The following is a 22,910-nucleotide window of genomic DNA, read 5'->3' as shown; positions in this document are numbered from 1 at the left end:
AAAATAAAATTTTTAGTTCATGAGATGCTCTTTTTTGTATGAAATCAAATATATTTTCATCATTTCAACAATAAAAAGAGACTTATCCCTATTTTGAGAAAGCCTCATTTATTATTACTTTTATATTATCTATATAAATTTAAATTCCTCAACATCAAATAGACCTAAATCTGTAAGTCTTATTTGTGGAACAACTGGAAGTGCCATAAAAGAAAGTGTAATAAAAGGGTCTACATACTCTGGAACTCCCATTTTTCTTGCTATCTCCAACATATTATCAGTAATTTCTTGTACTTCTTCAGCTGTAAAAGTACTAATTAATCCAGCTACTTGAAGACTTAGGTGTGCAAGAACTTTTCCATTTGATACAATTACATAACCACCTTGTATTTCCTTTAAGTAATTTATAGCTACTAGAATATCATCATCATTATCCCCTGCAACTATAATATTATGAGAATCATGGGCCACAGTAGTAGCAATTGCTCCATTTTTTATGCCAAATCCTTTTAATGGAGCAATTGCTACATTTCCAGTCATTCTATGTCTCTCAACAACACAAAGTTTTGAATACTCTTTATTTGGAACAAAATATCCATCTGCACATGGTAAAGATTCATATACCTTATTTGTCAAAATTTGATAAGGTACAATCTCCATTACATAATTTTTTTCACTTACTTTTAACTGTATTTTTTCTTTATTAATATATTTAAACTTGACTGTATTAAGCAATTCTTTATCTTTAATCTCATAATTGTAATTAGAAAACATCTCTTCGTTTACCAAATTACCATCTTTATATACACTATCCACTTCCATTTTGTCTAAATCATTCAATACAACAATATCTGCCTTATAACCCGCACCTATTGCTCCAATTTTCCTTAACCCATATGCTTTTGCAGAATTATAAGTTGCAACTTTTATAGCCCTAACAGGTTCCATACCTAAATCAATCGCACATTTTATATTCCATCTTATGTGACCTTGTTTTTCTATATCATCTAAGTGCTTATCATCTGTGCAAAACATAAATTCTTCAATTGGCAAGTTATGCTTTAGCATACCACTTACTATAGACTTTAAATTTTTTGCTGCGCTTCCTTCTCTTATTAAAATTTTTAATCCTGCTCTCAATTTTTCATATACTTCATCAAAAGTTATACATTCATGGTCATTTTCTATTCCTGCACATACATATGTCTGAAGTGATTTACCATTTATATTAGGTGCATGTCCATCTACAACTTTATTTTTAAAAAGCTCTAGTTTATCCAAGATTTCATTTTCAGAATTTATAACATCATTAAAACACATTACCTCTCCTAAACCTAAAATTCTAGGATTATTTACATAACTCTCCATGTCTTTTGCACTAAATTTACCAACTCCATTAGTTTCAAAACTTGTTGCAGGTACGGATGAAGGCACCATAATATATACATTAAGTGGTATATCTTTTGTCGATTCTAATAAAAAATCTATTGCACTAGCTCCTTTTACATTGACCAACTCATGTGGGTCGGCTATGATAGTTGTCGTACCTGATTTTAATAATTTTTTCGATAATTCAATTGGCATTACCATTGTAGATTCAATATGCATATGTGCATCAATAAAGCCAGGTGATATATATTTGTTACTACAATCAATTTCTACATTGCCCTTGTAATCGCCAATGCCAACGATAGTGTCTCCTACTATTGCTACATCTCCTGTTATTAACTCTTCTGTAAATACATTTATGATTGTCCCATTTTTTAGTACAATGTCAGCTTTTTCTCTTCCACTTGAAACATCACACTGTCTTTTTAAATTACCCATTTTTACAACTCCTCCTAAGTTTTTTATATCAATATACTGGCTGTATTACGTATTATAGTTTAATTTATTAATATATATTATATATGAGTTTTGATAGAAAGTATCACTTGAAATTTGTTCCATAATTCCTTTAATTAAATAGAGAGAACATGAGGAATAATATTATCTCCCATGTTCTCATTAATATTTAAGCAATAATTTAATTCATATTGAATTTTTTATTTTTATATTTAATCTTCACTATTCTTATAAATAAATTTATGTGCTTTATTATTTTTTTAATACTTCTTTATTCATAATTATATTTAACCTAAAAATGCATAAACTATCATACCTACAAGTATTGCTGGTATAGTAGTAATAATCATAGCCCATAAAGAAGATTTTTTATCCATTGCTAAAAGTGGGAAAAGTGCATCTCCATCTTGAGAAATAGAGTTGGCTATCACTGCACCAAGTGGTATAGTTCCCTTCAAATAAAATGACATAAGCACAATTTGTATCCCACAACCTGGAATAAGTCCAAGACCTGCACCTATAAATACACTTATTACACCTGTTGATAATACTAATTTAACTAAGTATTCATCTCCACCTAAAATTAATATTATCAAATCGTAAATAAGATATGCAATAAAAATCCATGTAATTACAAATGATATTTCTCCAACAGAATGGATAAGCATTTCTCGCAAAGAAATCTTTTTATTTTCTTCCTCTTTTTGATTAGAATTTTTAAATACCTTTTTAAAACACCACATATAAATTATTGAAAATAATATTCCAATCACTGCTATTACCTCTTCCAATGAATGTAACTTCTCAATTATAGGAAGATTAAGTCCAGAGTGAGCAAGTGACATAAATATAAAACCGATTACTATAATTCCTATATAAATTTTATATCCCTTTCCATGTGTTATTATAAATGCAAGTCTATTTGTATTTCCATGAGATTTAGCTAGAGTGTCTAAAATTATTTCATCATGATTATGTTGTTCTTTATTTTCTTTAGAGTTATTTTTACTTATATCGTATTTATCTGATTTTCTACGGTTTTTTAACCCTAATTTTTCTTCTAGTTTAAAGTAATCCACTAATTGTCCAGTTATTATTCCTGTAATTGTACTAACTATAGTGACAAAAAAATACATTTTAATATTTGATGAAATAAGTACAAATGCTGCATCTCCCATACTAGCTATTAAACTTGCAATTATTGCTCCAAAGCTTAATTTTCCATTTATATACAATGGCATTATTGCCAAGCTTCCGCCACAACCTGGTATAGCTCCAATTAAAGCACCTATTAATGGTTGAAATTTTCTGTTTTTTGATATGATATTAGTAAAATTTCCACTAGTTTTATAATTAATATATCCAAATAACAAAATAAAAAATCCAATCATAGAACCTACATGTAAAAACGCCTCTTCAGAAGCGGATATCAACATTTCCATTAATTTACCTCCTAGACTAATTTTGCAACAATTATATTATATTTTATTTTCTATTGATAATCAATATCAACATTTCTTTTGAATTTCTAATATTAAAAAGTGCGCATCTTATACTATTAGTTTTTCATCTTAAGATACACACTTTTTGATATTAGGTTATCTATTTACCACATGTAATATGAAATCAAAGGTGGATATTATGATAAATTATAACAATGTCCACCTATTTTTATTACCTATCAAATTATAAATTTTCAAGGAATGTTACAACTTCTTCTATTATCCAATTAGGTGTAGATGCCCCTGCTGTAATACCCAAATTTTTATATTTTTTAAGCGTATTTACATCCAATTCATCTTTAGTCTCTATTGCAAAAGTTGGTACTAAGTCTTCACAAACCTTTACTAACTTTTGAGTATTTGAACTGTGTTTACCTCCTATAACTATCATACAATCAACTTCTTTAGCTAACTCTTTAGCTGATTCTTGTCTTGTTTTTGTAGCTGAACAAATTGTATCATTAAATACTATTTCTTCTAATTTATCTGATAGTTTATTAACTATACTTATATACAACTCTGGATTTATTGTAGTCTGTGCAACAAGACAATATCTTTTGGAGTTATCAAATTCCATATTTTCCATTTGTTCTAAGGTCTTTATTATTATAGCTGAATTTTCACACCATCCATTTATACCTATAACTTCTGGATGCTTCATATCTCCAATAACTATTATTTCATAGCCTTTATTATGATATTCACTTACTACTGTATGTATTTTCTTTACAAATGGACATGTAGTATCCACAATTTTTAATTTTTTATCTTTGGCTTCCTTATATATATTTTCAGGAACTCCATGAGACCTTATTATCATATTTTCATGATTTGGTATTGTATCAATTTCATTCACAGTCTTAAGACCTTTTTCTTCATATTTTGCTACTGCTTGCTTGTTATGAATAAGAGGACCTAAAGCATATATGCCAGAATCATTTTTTTCAACTTCATCCCATGCCATTTTCATTGCTCTTTTTACTCCAAAACAAAAGCCAGCATTTTTTGCTATTTTTATGTTCATAACTTTACCCCCTTATTTTGAATATTTAAAGTAATTTTGTTTTATCACTTCTAAAATCTCTTGTGATATCCTTTCATGGTCATCATTACTCAATTTTTCCTTAAAATGTTCTTCAAATGATATTGGTTCTCCAATATATACAATTACTTTACTAAAAAGTTTATATTTAGATATTATTGATACTGGAACAACTTTAGATTTACTTTTTATTGTAAATACAGAAAGACCTGCCTTAGCCTTACCAAAAGAATCTCCTTTTATTCTAGTACCCTCTGGAAATATTCCTAATACATAACCATCTCTAACTGACCTTAAAATAGTTTTTATTGTAGATACATCTGGTTTTTCTCTATTTATAGGCATAACATGCAATTTTTTTAATATAAATCCCAAGGGTTTTACTTTAAACAATTCTTTCTTTGCAATTGCAGCTATTTCTCTATTTTCTATGGCAGCAGCCAAGAATATAGGGTCAAGATTCGATTTATGATTTGATGCTATTACTATATTTCCTCTATCTGGAATATTTTCTGCACCTATAACTTCATATTTAAAAAATATTTTAGAAAAACCCTTAAAAATATTTATTACAAATCTATAAAAATTCACGTTTATCTCCCTTCAACACTACATTTATTTTCATTATGATGCATAAAAAACTAAAGATTTATTTTAGATACAACTTCTTCTACAACTTCTTCTATAGTTTTTCCTGTAGTATCTATTTCTAGTGCATCATTAGCTTTTACCAATGGTGCAAATTCTCTATTTGAATCAATTTCATCTCGTCTTATTATATCCTCAATTACTTCTTCTAAAGTAGTATTATATCCTTTATTACAAAGTTCTTTATAGCGTCTATTTCCTCTTTCTTCTGGAGTAGCTACTAAAAAGAATTTGTAATCTGCATCTGGGAAAACATATGAACCTATATCTCTACCATCTAGTATTACTGAACTTTTCATTCCTATTTTTCGTTGAACTTCAACCATCAACTGTCTTACTTCTTTTATTTTTGCTACATTAGAAACATTATTGCTTACTTCTATTGTTCTTATTTCTTCATTTATAACTTCGTTGTCCAAATATATATTGTTATCTTTAAAATCTATATCCGAATTTTCAGCTATTTGAATAACTTCTTTTGCATTATTGACATCAATACCACTTTTTAAACACTTATAAGTAACTGCTCTGTACATAGCACCTGTATCTATATAATTTATATTTAGCTTTTTTGCTACTATCTTGGCTATTGTACTTTTTCCAGCTCCTGCTGGACCATCTACAGCTATAACTAAATTACCCATATATACACCTCTATTTATTCATATTTAATTATTAAAAAATTATATTTATACACTTATACCCGCAAGATATCCAGTTGAAAATGCTATTTGTAAATTATATCCACCAGTTTCTGCATCTATATCAATTACTTCACCTGTAAAAAATAAGTTCTTAACTAATTTAGATTCCATAGTAGAAGAATTAATTTCTTTAACTGAAATACCACCAGAAGTAACCATACCAGTGTTTATACCTGTAGTCCCATTACAAGTTAGCTTCATATTTTTTATATACTCAATAATTCTAATTTCATCTGCCTTAGACAAATCACTTGCCTTTTTATCAACTAAAGATAATAGAGAAAAAATCTCTTTTAAGAAATTTTGAGGTAGTATTTGCTTAAGATTATTTAGAACATTTTTATTTGGAAATGCTCTGATTATACTAGAGATTTCATCAGTACTTAAATTTGGTAAGAAATCTATATTTAATTCTACCTTTTCCTTTTCAATAATCTTGTTAATATAAGAAGACATTATAAGAACACAAGGCCCTGTTATCCCAAAATGGGCAAATAGCATGTCTCCAGATTTTGATATTTTCCTTTTCTTAATCTTACAAGATATTTCCACATTCTTCATGGATATTCCTTGTAAATCTTTAATCCATTTTTCCTCTATTGTAAGTGGAACTAAAGCAGGATATAGTTTGTTTAATGTATGTCCATGCTTTTTAAGAATCTTATACATTGAACCATCTGAACCCGTCTTTGAATAACTCACTCCTCCAGTTGATATAATAACCTTGTCTCCTAGTATTTTATCTCCATTATCTAAAATAATCCCTTTTATTAGATACTTTGACTTGTCCTTATTAGAATCATCTTTTAGAGCAATTTCTTCAGTTATAATATCTATAACTTTCTTATTATACATTATCTTTACATTGTGATTGAGTAAATCTTTATTTAATACTTCTATTACTTCTATAGATTTATCATTTTTAGTGTATACTTTGTGGTCATTTTCTTCTTCAATCTTATATTCCAAATTTCTACTTTCAAAATACGAAATAAGGTCTTTATTTGTAAATGTATAGAAACTACTATAGAGAAATTTTTTATTACTGACAACTTTATCAAAAAAATCTTCTATCTCTCTATTATTGGTAAAATTGCATCTACCGCCACCAGTTGCCCTAAGTTTTCTTCCTAATTCTCCATTTCTCTCAACTAATATTACTTCATTATTGTTTTTTGAAGCTGACAAAGCTGCCATCATTCCAGAAGCTCCTCCACCAACTACTATAACTTTACTCATAAATTTCTCCTTATAATTGATTCCTACTCCAGTGCAGAATTATTTATCTTTACATGATTTTTTATATGACTTGTATCATTCATTTTTACTATAACAGGTCCATAATCTTTAAATTCTACTATATTTAAAGCAGTATTATCTTGCTTAATTCTATATATATTTTCCATACCTGATTCTAAAAATGACAACAACATAACCCTCAATGTAATTGAATGTGTAACAAGAATTATATTTTTATTATCATATTTTTCATTTAGTTCCTTTATAAAAGCATCTACTCTTTCCTTTATAATCTTAAGAGTTTCGCCTTCTGGTATATTTACTAAGTGTGGTTCATTTCTCCATGTTGCATATATATCTGAATAATCTTTTTGAATTTCTTTTATTAAAAGGCCTTCCCAAACTCCGAATCCCATTTCTCTAAGTGCCTCAGTTTTTTGAACTTCAATATTGAGCTTATCTCCTAAAATTTGAGCTGTTTGCATTGCTCTCCCAAGGTCGCTACTAAAAATATAATCAATTGAATACTTGCCAATATCTTCAGAAAGTTCTTTTGCCTGTTCTATACCTTGAGGCGTAAGGTCAGAATTACCATGACCTTGTGTTTTTCCCAATATATTCCAATCCGTTTGTCCATGTCTTACTATATAAAAAGTATTTCCCATATGTCCTCCTAATATATGCCTATTTTTTATTAAATATAAATTATCACTTCTCAAAACTTAATTATATCATATAATACTTTACTTTGTTTCTATTTTATAATCTAATCTAACATATTATTTACAATAAATCTCATTTGTATTTCTGCAAATTATTGTACTGTTAAAGAATTTTTCTAAATTTATAAGCATATTTCTCTCATATTATTTATATACTTCTTCAAATCTGTATTCTTGAATTGAATTGACATACTTATCTGTATCTACTTTTTCTAAAAACATATCCAAAGGTCTTGCAAATATTCCTGTATCATCATATAAGGTCTTGTATAAAACTAAATCATTAGTATCTTCTTCTTTTTTATGATAAAAGTTTCCATCTAAATCCCTATAAACATAGATATCTTCTTCTCTTTCAGTATGTCTAATAACTAATTTATATTTATTTCTGTTTTGGATTAAATTTTCTTTACCATATATTTCACATATGTTTTCTATATCATCAATAGCCTTGCTAAGACCCATTGTAGCATAATATTTTCCTTTAAAATGTTTATAGATACAAGGATATTTTAACTTTCTTTCACTGATACCTAAGTTATTCTTTAATTCAATCATTTTATTATAATCTCCCATATCTCGTCCCTTTCTTTTAAAAAGTATTTTATTCTGAAATAAGTTACTTGTTTTATATTTTATCATAATTTAAAATTTATTAATAATACAATCAATAAATAAAGAGGCTGTATAAAATACAGCCTCCCAATATTAATCTTCATAATCATATAATTTTTCTAATTTCTTTTTTAATTTCTTTTTTCTTTCTGAACCTAAAATTCTTATAAAATTATTATTCACAAAAATACAATTATTGCTGAGATAAAATTCACACTTGTCTAGATTTACAATATAACTATTACTGCATTTGAAAAAATTTTCTTCTTTCAATAGTTTTCTTATACAAGGAGCATTTTCTCCAACTTCATAATTACCACTTTCAGTATAAATCTTTACTTCATACTCTTGCTTTTCTATGTACAAAACTTCTTTACTATTAATTGAAAAACGTTTATCCTCGTATTCAACATTAATAAAATTTTCCTCTTTCATTTCCATCCCTCCAAGTACTTTTATTAATTTAATTTTAGTGTTTTTTATCAATATAATCTATCGGAAATATATGTAAGACTGATTTACTTAAGATATTTAAATAATTATTATTAATATTAATGTATAAGTTTATTTTTTAACATTAATTTTTAAAGTTAAAAAGACTTTTTTTAATCATATCCGTATATATAAGTATATCTATCTTTAATAAAATAACTTTTATAGAAATTCATGTAAAATTATACATAAAAAAGTAATTATTAACTTTTAATTTAAATGAATCGTATTAAAATTTATCTTATTTTCCTAATTTTAATCTTAAGTATTATATGTATTAATACAAAGATTGAAATGTTAGATAATATTAATAGTAAAACTATTACTAAAAAAGCAGTTCTTCTTTCAGGAGAGATTTTTACAAGATTAATAATATAATCATAAAGTACAAAAAATGACAATAAATTTGCTATCATAGGAATACATATGTATATCTCTTTTTTACTTATTTTAAAATTTTTAAAAGAAGCCTTATAAACATAAAGTAATATACCTAACATTAGCTTTCCCAAGAATATTGCTTCATATCTATATAAACTGCCACTAAGTAAAACATTCATATTATCCAAATTGCTTACTGTTGCTACTAATAACATACTTAATCCATTTATACCTATTAATATTAACCAATAAAAAAATGAGATTACCAGACATTTATATATATTAACCTTATAGTTAGACTTATAGAAAACGAACATTACAAATATACATATCAATATTCTACTATTAGCTCCTATATTTATATATAAAGAAGAAATAATGAGAAAAACAGAAAAGAGAAAATACATATTTAGTTTTTTTAAGTCGGTCTTTGACTGACTAGTATAATCAAAAACTTTTTTACATGACCATATTTCTATAATAGAAGAAACAATTGTTATAAATGCATCTAACATAATAATATCCTCAAAAATGATTAAATTATATTTTTTATAAAATATATCATAAAAAATACATACTAATTATAGCATAAAAAACACACTTAAATTTAATATAATTATTTAATATTTTTAACAACTTTCTATAGTACATTTTAAAATATTTACAGATAAGTTACCAATAATAAAGTTTAAAAATATAAAAATCATTTCTTACTTTTAGTTTACCTATAATAACAAAAGACAGGTTTATATTGTAATAATTAAAAATAGTAAAATATATTTTGATATGGTTAAATAGAAATAATACTTTAGATTAATGAATATTGACAAGTTATAAAATTATTTTAAATTTTAAAAATCATTTCTTATTTAAATAAGTGGTATCATTTAACTTGATACTCCCTATTCCAATTATTTTAGGCATTTTACTAATTAGAGAACCTATTTAATATTACTTTATGAATAGTGAGTAGCTGATTAAATAATACCATTTATGGTTTTCAGCCATAGATTAATTAAATTCTTAGAGTTCTATCCTGATATAATTACTCTTCTTCTAAATTTTTAAAATGACTTTCAAATAAATCCAACATATCTTTATCAACAACTTCATCATCATGTAGTGCTGAAATTAAACTCTGTAAAGAATTGTCGTGTATATTGCTTAAAAAATCTTTTGTCTCAACACTTAAATACTCCTTATGTCCAACAACTATTGTATAATGAGTGTATCTATCTATTTTTTCTGCACTTAAAAAATGTTTTTTAACAAGTCTTGATAAAAGTGTCAATGTAGTTGTTTGTTTCCAACCATATTTTCGTTCCATAGCTTCAATAGTTTCTTTTGATGTTACTGTATCATTTTTTTCCCAAATAAACTTCATAACTTTTAATTCTGCTTGTGGTATTTTTGAAATTGTCATAACCTTACGCCCCTCTCAAACTTTTATTAAATTAATACTATCGCAATATAGTTTTTAAGTCAAAGATTTTGTCGATAATAATATTTTCCAATTTTTACCATAGGGTTATTTTTTATATAATTTTATGATAAATTACATAAAAAATATTTATTTTACATCATAAAATTAGAAATGTAAATAGTATGATTATTTAGTCTTATCTTTAATAAACAATCCAGTAAATTTATACATCCAAAGTGCATTCATAAACAACAATAAACTTGTTGAAAAAAATACTGTTCTAATACCTAAATGTGCTGATATTTGTCCCCCTAAAAATGCTCCTGATGAACAGCCTATATACTGGGCAGATGCATTATATCCAAATATTTTTCCCACATATTCTTCTGGTGCAATTTTTTTAAGCAAGCTGTTAACAGAAGGATTAAGCCCTGCAACTGACAACCCTAATAAAAATCTCAACAACATCAGTTGCCATGCAGTTTTTACAAAAGCTTGTGGTATAAATATAATCCCAGCCCATAAAAGTGAAATTAACAATACTTTTTGAGGGCCTATTTTATCTGACATTTTTCCAAGTTTTTGAGCTGCTAATAAATTTGCTAATCCTGATGCAGAAAATGTCAATCCAGCTATTAAAGCTACATTTGATGCAAAATTTGTAAGTTGTGATATATATATGGTTACAATTGGTTCTATAGAGTATAAAGCTAGTTGAGTAATGAATGTGGTTACAAAAATAGATGCAATTAAAAATTTATTTGGCAATATATTTAATTGTTCTTTAGGTATAGAAATTGATTCTTTTATTTCTTTAGGTTTAAAATTATCTACTACAAATAAAATAGAGATGATAAATGATACAAACAACAATCCTCCTGTTATAATAAATGTACTTTTAAGACCTAAGATTGATTCTATATATCCTCCTACTGTTGGACCAATTAATGAGCCAGTAGTTGATGCAGTTGCAAGAGTACCCAAAGCCCATCCTGAATGATTTTTATCTGTCTGTGTTGCAATAAGAGTAGTACATGCAGTAGCATAACCCGTAAAAACTCCTTGAAGTATTCTTAATCCTAATAACTGATAGACATTTTGAACAAACGCCATGGTAAATATAACTATTCCCATCCCAATACTTGCACGTAAAAGCATTGATTTTCTTCCATATTTATCAGCAGCTTTCCCTCAAATTGGCGAAAAGATTGCTGCTACTACAAAGGTACATCCAAAAATTATACCTGAATACTGTTGTATTAAACTAACATCAGTTACCCCCAACTGTTTAATATATAATGGAAGTATAGGTGCTATTTGGCTCATCCCTATAGAACTAAAAAACATACCTATCCAACATACAAATAAATTTCTTTTCCACAATTCCATATAGAATTACACCCCCTGCATTTTAAATTTTTTCAATAATACTAAGTTTATTAATTTATGCTATTGTTTACTCAATATATCCATCTTTTCTTTTATAATATTGTTTAGGAAATTCATAACTCGAAAATAATAGTGGTGATAAAGAATAGGAGTAACTTCCAGCATTACTAATTGAAATCAAATCTCCTATGTTTGCTTTTTTCAATTTAATATTATTTGCAATTACATCTAATGATGTACAGAGATTCCCAACAACATTTACATACTCTTCTTCTTTTAAATTATTTAATACTGAAAGAGAAAAGGCATGATTTGATGTATATAATGGCTCTTGACCTTCTAATTCTACTCCACAAGTAATATTTTCAATTAAATTAGAAATAATAGGTCTCATAAATCCATTAAGTCCATTTTTTACAATAAGATATTTTTTCCCTCTTGATACTTTAATATCTACAATTTTAACATAATAATTACCTGATTTACAAACTATGAAACGTCCTGATTCAATAAGAAGTCTTGATTTTAGTGTGTTTGAATTAGTAAAAGCAATCTTTTGAGTTAATTTTGAAAGCTCTTTAAGATTAAGTGGATTTTCTCTAAGATTATCATAAGCTACTCCAAGTCCACTACCAAAATTTATAAATTCAATATTAATATACTTACTTTTATTTAAATTTAAAGCTATAAAAAAACATTTTTCATAATAATGTCCTAACTTTTCAAAATCCAATACCTGAGATTTAATATGTATATGAATACCAACTACAGATACATAATCACACATACTTAACATCTTAAAAACACTGCTCATATCTTCTATATCTATACCAAATTTGCTTGATTTAGCACTATCATCATCCATAGTAAAATCAGGATTTATTCTTATTCCTATTTTAACTTTCTGATTATGCTTTTTAGATATCTTATTTATAAGTTCTATTTCTGTAATACTATCTGCAATAATTATGCATTTATCTAAAACAGTTTCTATATCAATCTCTGTTTTGCCTGGTGATGAATAATAAATATCATCTTTAGAAACTCCACATTTTGATGAAATCATAACTTCATTAGTTGAAGAAGCATCTGCTCCAAAACCTTGCTCTGCAATGCTTTTTACAATTTTGTTATATGGATTTGTTTTTATAGAATATAAAAAATCAAAACCTAAAATATTATTTTTCAATTCCTTACATTTTTCAATTATATTAGTCTCATCATATATATAACATGGTGCATTTTCTTCTATAAATTTATAGTCTTCATTTGAGTACATATTTTTTACCTCCAAGATTTTAAATATAATCATAAATTAAGCAATTATAATCCTATAAGATAATTTTACAATAAATTACCATAGTTAACTACACACATATATGTAAAAACATACCTAAAATATTTTTAATTATAGATACATTCCAACTTTTATTGATAAAACAATTTGTTTCAATTTTATTACAAATATACAAAGTGTATTGTTGTTAACGTATTCTCATAGTATCCTAAAACTATATTAAGCACTAAAAACTATTTTAAAATACTGTGGAGGTATCAATATGGAAGTATGCATTCTTATGGGAAGTCCTAAGAAAAAAGGTAATACTGCTGCTATTTTAAAACCTTTTATTGAGGAATTAGAAAATTATAATTCAAATATTGAAGTAATATGGTTATATGATTGTAAAATAGAGCCATGTATTGCTTGTAAAAAGTGTCAGGATAACTTATTTGATTTTGGATGTTATTGTAAAGATGATGTTCAGAAAATTTTCAAGAAAATTCTTATGTGTGATTTAATTGTTTTTGCTACTCCAATTTATTCTTGGTACTGCACTTCTCCAATGAAAGCACTACTTGACAGATTGGTGTATGGAATGAATAAATACTATGGTAATGAGAAAGGCCCCGCTCTATGGGCAGGAAAACCAGTAGCACTTATTACAACATGTGGATATAGACCTGAAAAGGGTGCTGATATTTGGGAAAATGGTATGAAGCGCTACTGTAAGCATTCACAGTTAAAATATATAGGAATGCTTGTTGAACGTGATTTAGGTAAACCTAATTTTATGAATAAAGAAAAAGAAGAAGATTCTCGTCAATTTGCAAAACAAATTTATTATATTTTAGATAATTCAATTGAAGTAGATAACTGCTAAAGACATAATACTCCAAGTAAAGTATTGATAATATAAATAAATCTTACATAATTTGCTTATTTAAAATAAGATATATATTCTTCTAAAAAGTAACAATAATTAAAATATTTTTTATCATTTCAACAATGATAAAGAGGCTTATCTCTATTTTGAGACAGCCTCTTTATTGCTTTTTATATGTTAATTATTTTCATAGTAAACATCCTTAAAAACTCTTTACATGTTACTTCCTTCAAAACCTATTACTCATTCCTACTATAAATTTTTTATAAATTCAGTTATTTCTTCCTTTGTTGCATATGAACTTATCGCACCTTTAATAGTTGTACTACGAGCTGCATAATAATTAGAAAATTCTAAATACTCATTTAACGTTTCTTGTTTCATTTCTTTTATATCATTCAATGTTATTTGTTTATACAATAAGGTGTATAAAAATGAACCTATATAAGAATCTCCTGCTCCGGTTGTATCTATTGCATTTACTTTAACCCCTTTACACATACCTTTTACTTTTTTAGTGTATGCATCTACTCCATCTTTTCCTTTTGTATATAATACTAGTTCAACATTCCCCACAAAGAGTTTATGTAATGATTTTTCTATATCATTTTCTCCTGTTATAAATTCTAATTCTTCATCAGATATCTTAACAATATGAGCAAAAGGTAAAAATTCTGATATTGCCTTTTTACAAGATTGCTCACTATCCCATAAAGGTAATCTTATATTAGGGTCAAAGCTTATTATACTATTACTTTCAAGTGCGTATTCTATTGCTTTTTTATGTGCTAATTTCATTGGACTATCTATTAAATCTACTGAACAAAAATGTAGGATATGACAATTATTAAACCACTCTTTTTTAACTTCATCAGCTTCTAAAAGCATATCTGCACTTGGATTTCTATAAAATGAGAAATCACGATTACCATCTTCTTTTAATGATACAAAAGCAAGTCCTGTATTTGCTTTACTTGTTCTCAATACATAATCAGTATTTACATTTACTTCATTTAATACATCTATTATATAATCACCAAATGCATCTTTTCCTAACTTAGATATAAAACTCGATTTTCCTCCAAGCTTTGCTACAACAGCACTAACATTTGCTGGAGCTCCTCCTGCTACTCTTCTAAATTCTGATACATTTTTTAATTTACCACCATTTTGATTCGGTATAAAGTCTATTAAAGCTTCTCCTATGCTAATTACTTTTTTCATCTTTTCTACCCCTTATAATGTGTTTTTATAATTCAATACCTTGCTTTAATTTAAATTTAGTATACTCATACTCTACTATTTTATCACTATAAACCCTTATTTGATTAGAATTTTCTTTAGCAAATATTCTACTAGTAAATACTACTTCTCCATCATTTATAAAAATTTCTAAAATACTTCTATCCGCTAGTACTTTGATATTAGTATTTTCATCAATATTTATATATTCTTTTCTATTTGTTCCATATTCAACACCGAAAACTTTTTTAAAGTTGCTTCTGTCTAAAGTTACAATGTTTCCTAATTTGTTAAATTCTAATTTTACACCTTCATCTTGTGATGAAAATAATTCCAGCCCAAATTTATTGCTGTCAATATTTTTTATATTAATATTAAGCTCATATAAATTTTCATTATTTTCTATAATATTGATATTATTCTTTATAGTATTTTGCCCACTTGTTTCATCATATCTTAATTTAATTAATTCATCTACAGGCATTTGCAATAGCTTATTATTTTTTATATTTAATTTTCTTGGAACAGTTAGACAATGTGCCCATTTGTTTTTATCTGTAGGGTATAAAACTTCTCCCATTCCAGCCCATGCAAATAGTATTATTTGTGAGTCCTTTATAAATGTTTGTGGAGCATAGAAATCAAATCCTTTTTCCAGTTCTTTCATTGTATCTATTTCAAATGTTAAATTATCTAAATCCATATTACCAATAGCATATACTACATTATATATATTTTGATAATCAAATCCTTTAGGTTCTACTCCTTGTGGTGAAAATATTAATATATCTTTTTCATCTATATTAATATAATCTGGACATTCCCACATGTAACCAAAATCTTCATCTATGTTTTTTACATTTAATTCTCCTTTAAAATTCCAATCTATAGAGTTTTTAGATTCATATACTATTATAACTCCTTTTTTATCACTTGTTTGTGCTCCAAGTAACATAAAGTATTTATCCTTTCTTTTAAATACTTTTGGGTCTCTTACATGTCCTGTATATCCTTTTGGTATTTCACTTACTATTGGATTATTTTCATATTTAGTTATTTTACCATCCTTGTTCATTATAGCTAAGTTTTGATATGCATATCTATCTTCTGCACTATATTTTATATTCCCTGTATAATACATATGCAATTTTCCATCTACCTCTATCGCATTACCTGAATATGCTCCATGAGATTCATAACTTTCGATTGGTATTAATGCTACATCTTCTCTATTCCAGTTTACAAAATCATCAGAACTTACATAAGCCCAATGCTTCATTCCATGAGTTGCATCATATGGATACCATTGATAAAATACATGATACTTACCATTATAATATGCTAATCCATTTGGGTCATTAAGTAGTCCATGTTGTGGATGTATATGAAATAGTGGTTTATATTTATCATTTAAAGATATATTTCTTAATTTATTTAATTCTTCTTTTGTCGATTCTAATATGGTTCTATATTTAGGCTCTTTGTACATATTTTTATTCCTTTTCTTTTATAATTTTATATTTGCTTTATTATTGCTATCTAAAACAATTCTTAGTCTTATTACACAATGTGCTACATCTTTTATATTTTGTTTATTCCTATGTACTCCAATAATTACTTTGATACTTTGTTACAATCAGTTATTTTTGCACTCATTTTGCTATTCTATCGGTTTAATTAAACCGGTTTCGAAACCGGTTTAATTAAAGATTAGCATAAATTTATTTCAGATGCAATATTTCTTTCAAAAAAGTTTTCCTAATTTTTAGAATTATAGTTTTTTTAGTAAAAAAATACACATTACTAATATATGTAATGTGTATCTTAATTTTTATTTATTGTACTTTCACCTTCTATTAATTCAAATTTAATCTCCTTTAATAGTGGTTCTTTTCTTTCTTGTATTAAGTTTACTATCGTATTTGCTGCTACTTTACCTGCATTTTTATTTTCAAACTTTATTGTTGTAAGTTTAGGGCTTATAATAGACAATACATCATATCCCCCAAATCCAGCTACAGATATATCTTGTGGTATACTTTTACCTCTCTTATTGATTTCTTTCATTGTTGCTATTGCTATATTATCAGTTGCACATATTATTATATCTGGATTTTCACTTTCTAGCATTTCTCCACTTCTTTGTATAGACGTTTCTTGGTCAAAGTCAGTATAAAATACTTTTGCATCATACCCTTTATCTTTTAACCCATTAAGTACTCCATTTTTTCTATTTAAACCAACTGATATATCACTTTCATCAACACCTAAATATACAATGTTTTTGTAACCTTTATTAGCAATATATTGACCCATTTTATATCCTGCTCCATAATCATCATTCACTATGCTATTGATACCATCAACTTTTTGTCCAACTACAACTATCGGTATATCTAACTTTTCAATTTCATTCTTATGTTCTTTAGTTATTTCGGTACCAATTAGTATTATTCCATCAACTTTTAGACTAGCTAACTTTGATATACTATCTATTTCTGACCTTATTTTTCTATTAGTATTAATAATTAGTGATGTATATTTTAATTCTTTGAGTTCTTCATCTATTGCCATCATAATTTTAGATTTTACAAAAGAATCTAAACACGGTGTTATAATACCAATAAAGTATGTTTTTTTAGCTCTCAAACTTTGAGCAAATGCATTCGGCTCATATCCATATTCATCTATTATTGTCTTTATTTTCTCTTTAGTAGAATCACTGATATCTTTATTGTTTAGATATCTTGATACAGTACTTTTAGATACTCCTGCCAAGTTAGCAATATCATTTATTGTTATTTTTTTCATAGGTTATCACCTTCTACATTTGATATATTTTATTACATTATATTATATATTTAAAATAAAATATAGTTATTTGTCCAGTCAATACTTTTTATATACTACTTGTACTATCCATTCCACATCCAAATAATTGAGTCTTTAACATTAAATTAATTGTAATTTTCATTTTTTGTTGTTATATTTAATTTCAATTTTATCTACTATGAATTGATAAATACTCTAATTTATTTATAATATAAAAATAAGGCTATGATTTTTACAACCATAGCCTTATTGATAAATACTTAATTATCACTTAAAAAATAATTTTTTATTTAAAGAATATATATAAATATTTTAAAATTCTATAATTTTTAAAACTATATAAACTTTATTTTCATATGTTTTTATTCTCCAATTGATATATTATTTATGCCATTATTTTTAACTTCAATAATTGGTTGTCCATTTCCTAAAATATAATTTTTAGACCAACCTTCTGGCAATTTATTTATCCCATTTCCAATTAACTTCAAGTGTAAATTTGATGGTTCTTTTTTCAGATTTAATTTAAATATTCCATCAAAGGTACCTTTATTATCGCTTCCAAATAAACTTATATTGCCATTTATATTCGTAGCTGTTACATTTACAATTCCATTGTTTGCTCTAAATTTTATTTCAGATGATATAGTTTCAGCTGTTACACCTGAAATCCCACTATTAGTATTTATATTGAAAGGATTTGTTACATTGTTATCAACAATGTTAGCAATCCCGTCATTGACATCAACAGTAGCTCCTCCTTTAATATTATAAAGTTCTACTGAACCACTTTCAACATCTACTTTAAAATTAGAATACATTTTATCGGGAACTCCAATTTTTATCACATTTACCATCCTATCTTTATTTGCATTTATCATATTGTCGCCATTCATATCTTGCAAATCACTATCTTTCTTATCTATTTTTTTCTTAGCACTTACAACTAGCTTTCCATTTTTTATATTATTAGAAGAATTTTCTTTATATACAGAAAAAGTACAATTTTTTTCATTAGTTACACTTACGTAATCAAACTCAAATTTATTGGTATTCGTCTTTTCAACAACCACACCTAAATTATCTGATTCTATAAGTATTTCAGAAACTTCATTTCCTTCAACTGAAGTTAAGTGTTTTAAAATATTTGGAGTCATATCCATATTATTATATTTAATCATATCTAAACACTGTTTATATATATTGGCATCAATACCTCCAACTTTTGTTATACTTTTAGCTCCTTTTAAAATACCTTTATTACTTCCATCAGCAACTAAAACGATTGGTTTTTCTTTGGCTAAAGGAGATAATGTTAGTGCATCTACTAATTGATATCCATTTGTTATATAAAAATCTGTAGCTCCATTATAAAACTTTTCCATTACCTTTTTATTGGTCTCAAATCTATCATTTCCTCCGATTCTAATTGCTTTAGTTTCATTTACTAAATCCTCATTTATCGCAGATTTGCCACCTATAGCGTAAACATTTAAACCTTCAGTCTTAAATGGAACTGATTTCCCATCTGTAAGTATTATAGCTCCTTTATTTTTTGCAACTACAGGTGCTATACTCATAGCATCAGCCTCTCCTACAAATCCATTTGTAAGCATTACCTCTTTTACACTACTTACTTCATTTATTTTTTTAGCTACATTATAACTAGTTTCAATTCTATTGTTACCATTTATTCTTTCCACTTGAATACCTTTTCTTTTTATATCTTTTTCTACTGAATTTTCAATAGTATTATAACCACCAATTATATATACTTTTTTTACAACATTTAAACTCTTATTATCTAGTCTATTTAAAGTAGCTTTTGGTATTTCACTTTTTTTAGTCAAAAGTATTGGTGCGTTAATAGCTCCAGCTAATCCACTTGATGAAAGCCCATCAGATAAATTTTTATCTCCATTAACTAATATTACAGTATCATAAGTTTGTCTATCTGCTATAAGTCCTGCTGTTTCATATCTATCAATTCCTATTATTGAATCTTCTTTAATCTGTGCATTTGCAGTTAAATTATTAAAAAGAAACATAGTCAAAACTAAAATTAATATACTTAGTTTTTTACTGAATTTTTTGAATTTTTTATTCATAATATACACTATTCCTCCTGTAAATTAAGGTCTTTAATTTGCTTATAAATTATCCCCTTATTTACAAATAATAACATAATATTATAGTAACGTATATATTACCTTAAAATTATCAGTAACTTTATATCAATCATCTTAGCTTATTTATATAAATTTTTTTATATTACTTTTCAAATAACAGTCATACTAAAACAATTTCATCATATAATTTGAAAATTATTACTATTTACACAGCTTTTATCATCATCTTACCACCATCAAATATATATTCAACCATATTATTCTCATATAAATAAGTTATATAAGAACGTATTGTACTTCCAACCAACACATATTGATTAGCATCAAGCTTGACATTGTACAAATCACACATTTTTTCAATAACTTCATCAATCATAACTGGCTCATAACAAACCTTTTTAATATTATCTATTATTTCTTCCATCTTCTTCTTATTAATATTAATCAAACTTTTTATATCTGTAGTTTTGACAGAGTGACTTGGAACAAAGAAATCAGCCTCTAACATTCTCAATTTTTCTAGTGTCTTAAACTGTGAATCTATATCCAGTAGGAAGAAAAAATGATATTTAGTAATTATATTCTCTGGTGTAAGACTATCTGCAACAAACAAAACATTATCTGGAGTTCTAACACCAATCATTTCAAAATAATGACCTGGAAGAGAAATCGCTTCAAGTTCTGTATCTACAATTTTGCCATTTGGAGGTATAATATAATCAACTTCACTTTCCTTTGCTAATAAAAATTTATTCTTCAGTGCTTTACTTGGATAGCCACCATATAAAAATGCTGATTCTAATATTGGATTTTCTGTAAAATATCCTTCAATTTTAGTCGTAGCAATCTTGCATTTTGTTTGATTCTTCAAATATGCATTTCCTCCTATATGGTCTGCATTTGAATGAGTGTTTATTATTAATTTAGGAATTAAATTATGTTCTTCTAATAATCTTAAAACTTGTCTAGCTGTATCCTTATTATTTCCACTGTCAATTAAAATTGCATCTTTACCATCTACGTATACACCTACTATTGTAGGGAGTGGAATATAATATGTATTTCCTTTTATATGTTCTAGAGTTAATTTAGCCATTTTATAACCTCCCTTTAAATTTACTTTTAATTATAGCATTAATTTTCTGAAAATTCCAATCAAATTGTTTTTATAATATATTTTTATTTCTTTTATTAAAAATTGGAAAAACTATATAATATATATTATAATCTATATATAAGGAGTGATGTTATTGAAAAAAGATAGAATAACTTTTTCAGAAATTTTAATATTAATTGTAGGCTGTATATTAATGGCCATTTCTCTTAACTTATTTTTTAATCCACATGCAATCGCTGCTGGTGGTATAACAGGACTTGGAGTTGTTTTAAATTCATTATTCGGTGTAGAACTTTGGATTGTCAATTTACTTTTAAATGTTCCATTATTCATATTTGCTTACAAAATACTTTCAAAAAAAGATTGTTTTAAAACGGTTTTAGGAATAATTTTTCTTACCATAGCACTTAAGCTTACTGCAAATATGGCTACATTAGATATAACAAATGATATGTATCTTGCAATTATATCTGGTTCTATTTTAATGGGAGTTGGTCAAGGACTTATTTTTAGAATAAATGGCTCTACAGGTGGAACTGATTTAATGGCACTCCTACTAAATAAATATTTTCCTACATTTAGTATACCTGTTTTAATGGGTATTGTAGACTGCGTTGTAGTTGTTTTATCAGGTATAGTAAATAGACAGGTTGAAATTGCACTTTATTCAACTGTGGCTTTATACATTTTAGTAAAAGTTAGTGACTTGCTTATTGAAGGATTTAATTATTCCAAATCATTCACTATTATATCTGACCTTTCAAAAGATATAAGTAAAAAAATAATGGAAGATTTAGATAGAGGTGCAACTATTCTAAAAGGAGAAGGTGCATATACTGGAGAAAATAAAAATGTACTTTTAGTAGTAGTTGAAAAGAAAGAAGTTGTCGAATTGAAAAAATTAGTAAAAAATGTCGACCCTAATGCTTTTATTATAATTACAGATATACATGAAGCTTTAGGTAATGGATTTAAAAAAATAGAATAACTAACAAATAAATAGCAAGTATAATTAACATATACAAATTCAACTTTTTATATGTTATATTATACTTGCTATTTATATATTATAATTGTTGTTTTTAAGATAAAAATTAAATGTATCAATTATTGTTTTATACAAGTATTTCCAAATCCGTTCTCATTTAGATAGTATGCTTAGAAATTTTAGAATTATTGAGTCTAACTTTATTACTTACTTTACTTTATAACAATCAAATACAAATTTAAATATTATAAAACTACAAAATAATTTAAAGCATATAATGTCAATATGTTTAAATTATAAAATATTCATGTAGTTATATAATAAATAATTTATAAATATAGCCAACTTAGCCTAAATACGTATATAATATAGCTAATATGGTTCTTATACTTGATACCATCAATAAAACTAAAAATATAAAAAGGAGAACTTAAA

The 22,910-nt window shown here is 26.2% G+C and carries 21 protein-coding genes; 2 read left to right on the top strand and 19 right to left on the bottom strand.

Annotated elements, in window-relative coordinates:
• Positions 1 to 129: 129 nt before the first annotated feature.
• The 14 genes from ade to CDIF1296T_RS09750 all read right to left on the bottom strand — a co-directional run bounded on the left by ade (position 130) and on the right by CDIF1296T_RS09750 (position 13,281).
• Entirely contained in the window at positions 130 to 1,827 is a 1,698-nt protein-coding gene (ade, locus tag CDIF1296T_RS09815) for an adenine deaminase (RefSeq protein WP_009897022.1), read from the bottom strand.
• Between the two features lie 305 nt (positions 1,828 to 2,132).
• Positions 2,133 to 3,287: a putative manganese transporter gene (locus CDIF1296T_RS09810; protein ID WP_009897020.1), complete on the bottom strand. Its 1,155-nt coding sequence runs from the start codon at positions 3,285 to 3,287 to the stop codon at positions 2,133 to 2,135.
• Positions 3,288 to 3,531: 244 nt separating this feature from the next.
• Positions 3,532 to 4,371, bottom strand: coding sequence for a 4-hydroxy-3-methylbut-2-enyl diphosphate reductase (locus tag CDIF1296T_RS09805; RefSeq protein ID WP_003439450.1), 840 nt, complete (start codon positions 4,369 to 4,371; stop codon positions 3,532 to 3,534).
• Positions 4,372 to 4,383: 12 nt separating this feature from the next.
• The gene (locus CDIF1296T_RS09800; protein WP_003439452.1) at positions 4,384 to 4,980 is read right to left on the bottom strand and encodes a lysophospholipid acyltransferase family protein; all 597 of its coding nucleotides are present in this window, start codon (positions 4,978 to 4,980) and stop codon (positions 4,384 to 4,386) included.
• Positions 4,981 to 5,030: 50 nt separating this feature from the next.
• Positions 5,031 to 5,681 carry a (d)CMP kinase gene (gene cmk, locus CDIF1296T_RS09795; protein WP_009897018.1) on the bottom strand — a complete coding sequence of 217 codons (651 nt, stop codon included), beginning with the start codon at positions 5,679 to 5,681 and terminating at the stop codon, positions 5,031 to 5,033.
• Between the two features lie 45 nt (positions 5,682 to 5,726).
• Positions 5,727 to 6,980 (bottom strand): BaiN/RdsA family NAD(P)/FAD-dependent oxidoreductase, encoded by a 1,254-nt coding sequence (locus CDIF1296T_RS09790; RefSeq protein WP_003439456.1) that lies wholly within the window; start codon positions 6,978 to 6,980, stop codon positions 5,727 to 5,729.
• A 23-nt stretch (positions 6,981 to 7,003) separates the two neighbouring features.
• The gene (locus CDIF1296T_RS09785) at positions 7,004 to 7,645 is read right to left on the bottom strand and encodes a histidine phosphatase family protein (protein WP_003439458.1); all 642 of its coding nucleotides are present in this window, start codon (positions 7,643 to 7,645) and stop codon (positions 7,004 to 7,006) included.
• Positions 7,646 to 7,846: 201 nt separating this feature from the next.
• Positions 7,847 to 8,260, bottom strand: coding sequence for a DUF1653 domain-containing protein (locus CDIF1296T_RS09780; protein WP_009897017.1), 414 nt, complete (start codon positions 8,258 to 8,260; stop codon positions 7,847 to 7,849).
• Between the two features lie 150 nt (positions 8,261 to 8,410).
• Positions 8,411 to 8,752: a LytTR family DNA-binding domain-containing protein gene (locus CDIF1296T_RS09775; RefSeq protein ID WP_009889774.1), complete on the bottom strand. Its 342-nt coding sequence runs from the start codon at positions 8,750 to 8,752 to the stop codon at positions 8,411 to 8,413.
• 293 nt (positions 8,753 to 9,045) lie between these two features.
• Positions 9,046 to 9,705 carry a hypothetical protein gene (locus CDIF1296T_RS09770; protein WP_009897016.1) on the bottom strand — a complete coding sequence of 220 codons (660 nt, stop codon included), beginning with the start codon at positions 9,703 to 9,705 and terminating at the stop codon, positions 9,046 to 9,048.
• A 530-nt stretch (positions 9,706 to 10,235) separates the two neighbouring features.
• Positions 10,236 to 10,613 (bottom strand): BlaI/MecI/CopY family transcriptional regulator, encoded by a 378-nt coding sequence (locus tag CDIF1296T_RS09765; RefSeq protein WP_003430316.1) that lies wholly within the window; start codon positions 10,611 to 10,613, stop codon positions 10,236 to 10,238.
• A gap of 186 nt (positions 10,614 to 10,799) precedes the next feature.
• A complete protein-coding gene (locus CDIF1296T_RS09760) occupies positions 10,800 to 11,771 on the bottom strand; it encodes an MFS transporter (protein ID WP_009889773.1) in 972 nt (323 codons plus the stop codon).
• Positions 11,772 to 11,804: 33 nt separating this feature from the next.
• Entirely contained in the window at positions 11,805 to 12,002 is a 198-nt protein-coding gene (locus CDIF1296T_RS20010) for a hypothetical protein (protein WP_018112839.1), read from the bottom strand.
• A 67-nt stretch (positions 12,003 to 12,069) separates the two neighbouring features.
• Positions 12,070 to 13,281 carry a diaminopimelate decarboxylase family protein gene (locus CDIF1296T_RS09750; RefSeq protein ID WP_009897015.1) on the bottom strand — a complete coding sequence of 404 codons (1,212 nt, stop codon included), beginning with the start codon at positions 13,279 to 13,281 and terminating at the stop codon, positions 12,070 to 12,072.
• Positions 13,282 to 13,561: 280 nt separating this feature from the next.
• Between CDIF1296T_RS09750 and CDIF1296T_RS09745 the strand changes: the two genes are divergently transcribed.
• A complete protein-coding gene (locus CDIF1296T_RS09745; protein ID WP_009897014.1) occupies positions 13,562 to 14,164 on the top strand; it encodes a flavodoxin family protein in 603 nt (200 codons plus the stop codon).
• Between the two features lie 255 nt (positions 14,165 to 14,419).
• Here CDIF1296T_RS09745 and CDIF1296T_RS09740 read toward each other — a convergent pair whose 3' ends face one another.
• From CDIF1296T_RS09740 to CDIF1296T_RS09715, 5 genes are all read right to left on the bottom strand, one after another.
• On the bottom strand, positions 14,420 to 15,391 hold the full coding sequence (locus CDIF1296T_RS09740) for a carbohydrate kinase family protein (RefSeq protein ID WP_003439483.1): 972 nt from the start codon (positions 15,389 to 15,391) through the stop codon (positions 14,420 to 14,422).
• 25 nt (positions 15,392 to 15,416) lie between these two features.
• Positions 15,417 to 16,898 carry a glycoside hydrolase family 32 protein gene (locus CDIF1296T_RS09735; protein ID WP_009896953.1) on the bottom strand — a complete coding sequence of 494 codons (1,482 nt, stop codon included), beginning with the start codon at positions 16,896 to 16,898 and terminating at the stop codon, positions 15,417 to 15,419.
• A 335-nt stretch (positions 16,899 to 17,233) separates the two neighbouring features.
• Positions 17,234 to 18,220, bottom strand: coding sequence for a LacI family DNA-binding transcriptional regulator (locus CDIF1296T_RS09725; protein WP_009896952.1), 987 nt, complete (start codon positions 18,218 to 18,220; stop codon positions 17,234 to 17,236).
• A 383-nt stretch (positions 18,221 to 18,603) separates the two neighbouring features.
• Positions 18,604 to 20,358: a cell wall-binding protein Cwp23 gene (locus CDIF1296T_RS09720; protein ID WP_022621670.1), complete on the bottom strand. Its 1,755-nt coding sequence runs from the start codon at positions 20,356 to 20,358 to the stop codon at positions 18,604 to 18,606.
• Positions 20,359 to 20,575: 217 nt separating this feature from the next.
• A complete protein-coding gene (locus CDIF1296T_RS09715; RefSeq protein ID WP_009896947.1) occupies positions 20,576 to 21,466 on the bottom strand; it encodes an MBL fold metallo-hydrolase in 891 nt (296 codons plus the stop codon).
• A 148-nt stretch (positions 21,467 to 21,614) separates the two neighbouring features.
• On the opposite strand from CDIF1296T_RS09715, the gene CDIF1296T_RS09710 reads away from it, so the two are divergent.
• Positions 21,615 to 22,475 (top strand): YitT family protein, encoded by an 861-nt coding sequence (locus CDIF1296T_RS09710; protein ID WP_003430304.1) that lies wholly within the window; start codon positions 21,615 to 21,617, stop codon positions 22,473 to 22,475.
• Positions 22,476 to 22,910 lie beyond the last annotated feature (435 nt).

Origin of the sequence: Clostridioides difficile ATCC 9689 = DSM 1296, from assembly GCF_001077535.1 — a bacterium.
Lineage (GTDB): Bacteria > Bacillota > Clostridia > Peptostreptococcales > Peptostreptococcaceae > Clostridioides > Clostridioides difficile.
The sequence above is the reverse complement of the archived record's forward strand: the minus strand, read 5'-3'. Positions and strand labels throughout refer to the sequence as shown.

Bases quoted from the DNA above. Each gene is read 5' to 3' on its own strand.
- ade (WP_009897022.1), bottom strand. From the start codon at position 1,827: ATGGGTAATTTAAAAAGACAGTGTGATGTTTCAAGTGGAAGAGAAAAA.
- CDIF1296T_RS09810 (WP_009897020.1), bottom strand. From the start codon at position 3,287: ATGGAAATGTTGATATCCGCTTCTGAAGAGGCGTTTTTACATGTAGGT.
- CDIF1296T_RS09805 (WP_003439450.1), bottom strand. From the start codon at position 4,371: ATGAACATAAAAATAGCAAAAAATGCTGGCTTTTGTTTTGGAGTAAAA.
- cmk (WP_009897018.1), bottom strand. From the start codon at position 5,681: ATGGGTAATTTAGTTATAGCTGTAGATGGTCCAGCAGGAGCTGGAAAA.
- CDIF1296T_RS09790 (WP_003439456.1), bottom strand. From the start codon at position 6,980: ATGAGTAAAGTTATAGTAGTTGGTGGAGGAGCTTCTGGAATGATGGCA.
- CDIF1296T_RS09785 (WP_003439458.1), bottom strand. From the start codon at position 7,645: ATGGGAAATACTTTTTATATAGTAAGACATGGACAAACGGATTGGAAT.
- CDIF1296T_RS09780 (WP_009897017.1), bottom strand. From the start codon at position 8,260: ATGATTGAATTAAAGAATAACTTAGGTATCAGTGAAAGAAAGTTAAAA.
- CDIF1296T_RS09775 (WP_009889774.1), bottom strand. From the start codon at position 8,752: ATGAAAGAGGAAAATTTTATTAATGTTGAATACGAGGATAAACGTTTT.
- CDIF1296T_RS09770 (WP_009897016.1), bottom strand. From the start codon at position 9,705: ATGTTAGATGCATTTATAACAATTGTTTCTTCTATTATAGAAATATGG.
- CDIF1296T_RS09765 (WP_003430316.1), bottom strand. From the start codon at position 10,613: ATGACAATTTCAAAAATACCACAAGCAGAATTAAAAGTTATGAAGTTT.
- CDIF1296T_RS09760 (WP_009889773.1), bottom strand. From the start codon at position 11,771: ATGCTTTTACGTGCAAGTATTGGGATGGGAATAGTTATATTTACCATG.
- CDIF1296T_RS20010 (WP_018112839.1), bottom strand. From the start codon at position 12,002: ATGGAATTGTGGAAAAGAAATTTATTTGTATGTTGGATAGGTATGTTT.
- CDIF1296T_RS09750 (WP_009897015.1), bottom strand. From the start codon at position 13,281: ATGTACTCAAATGAAGACTATAAATTTATAGAAGAAAATGCACCATGT.
- CDIF1296T_RS09745 (WP_009897014.1), top strand. From the start codon at position 13,562: ATGGAAGTATGCATTCTTATGGGAAGTCCTAAGAAAAAAGGTAATACT.
- CDIF1296T_RS09740 (WP_003439483.1), bottom strand. From the start codon at position 15,391: ATGAAAAAAGTAATTAGCATAGGAGAAGCTTTAATAGACTTTATACCG.
- CDIF1296T_RS09735 (WP_009896953.1), bottom strand. From the start codon at position 16,898: ATGTACAAAGAGCCTAAATATAGAACCATATTAGAATCGACAAAAGAA.
- CDIF1296T_RS09725 (WP_009896952.1), bottom strand. From the start codon at position 18,220: ATGAAAAAAATAACAATAAATGATATTGCTAACTTGGCAGGAGTATCT.
- CDIF1296T_RS09715 (WP_009896947.1), bottom strand. From the start codon at position 21,466: ATGGCTAAATTAACTCTAGAACATATAAAAGGAAATACATATTATATT.
- CDIF1296T_RS09710 (WP_003430304.1), top strand. From the start codon at position 21,615: ATGTTATTGAAAAAAGATAGAATAACTTTTTCAGAAATTTTAATATTA.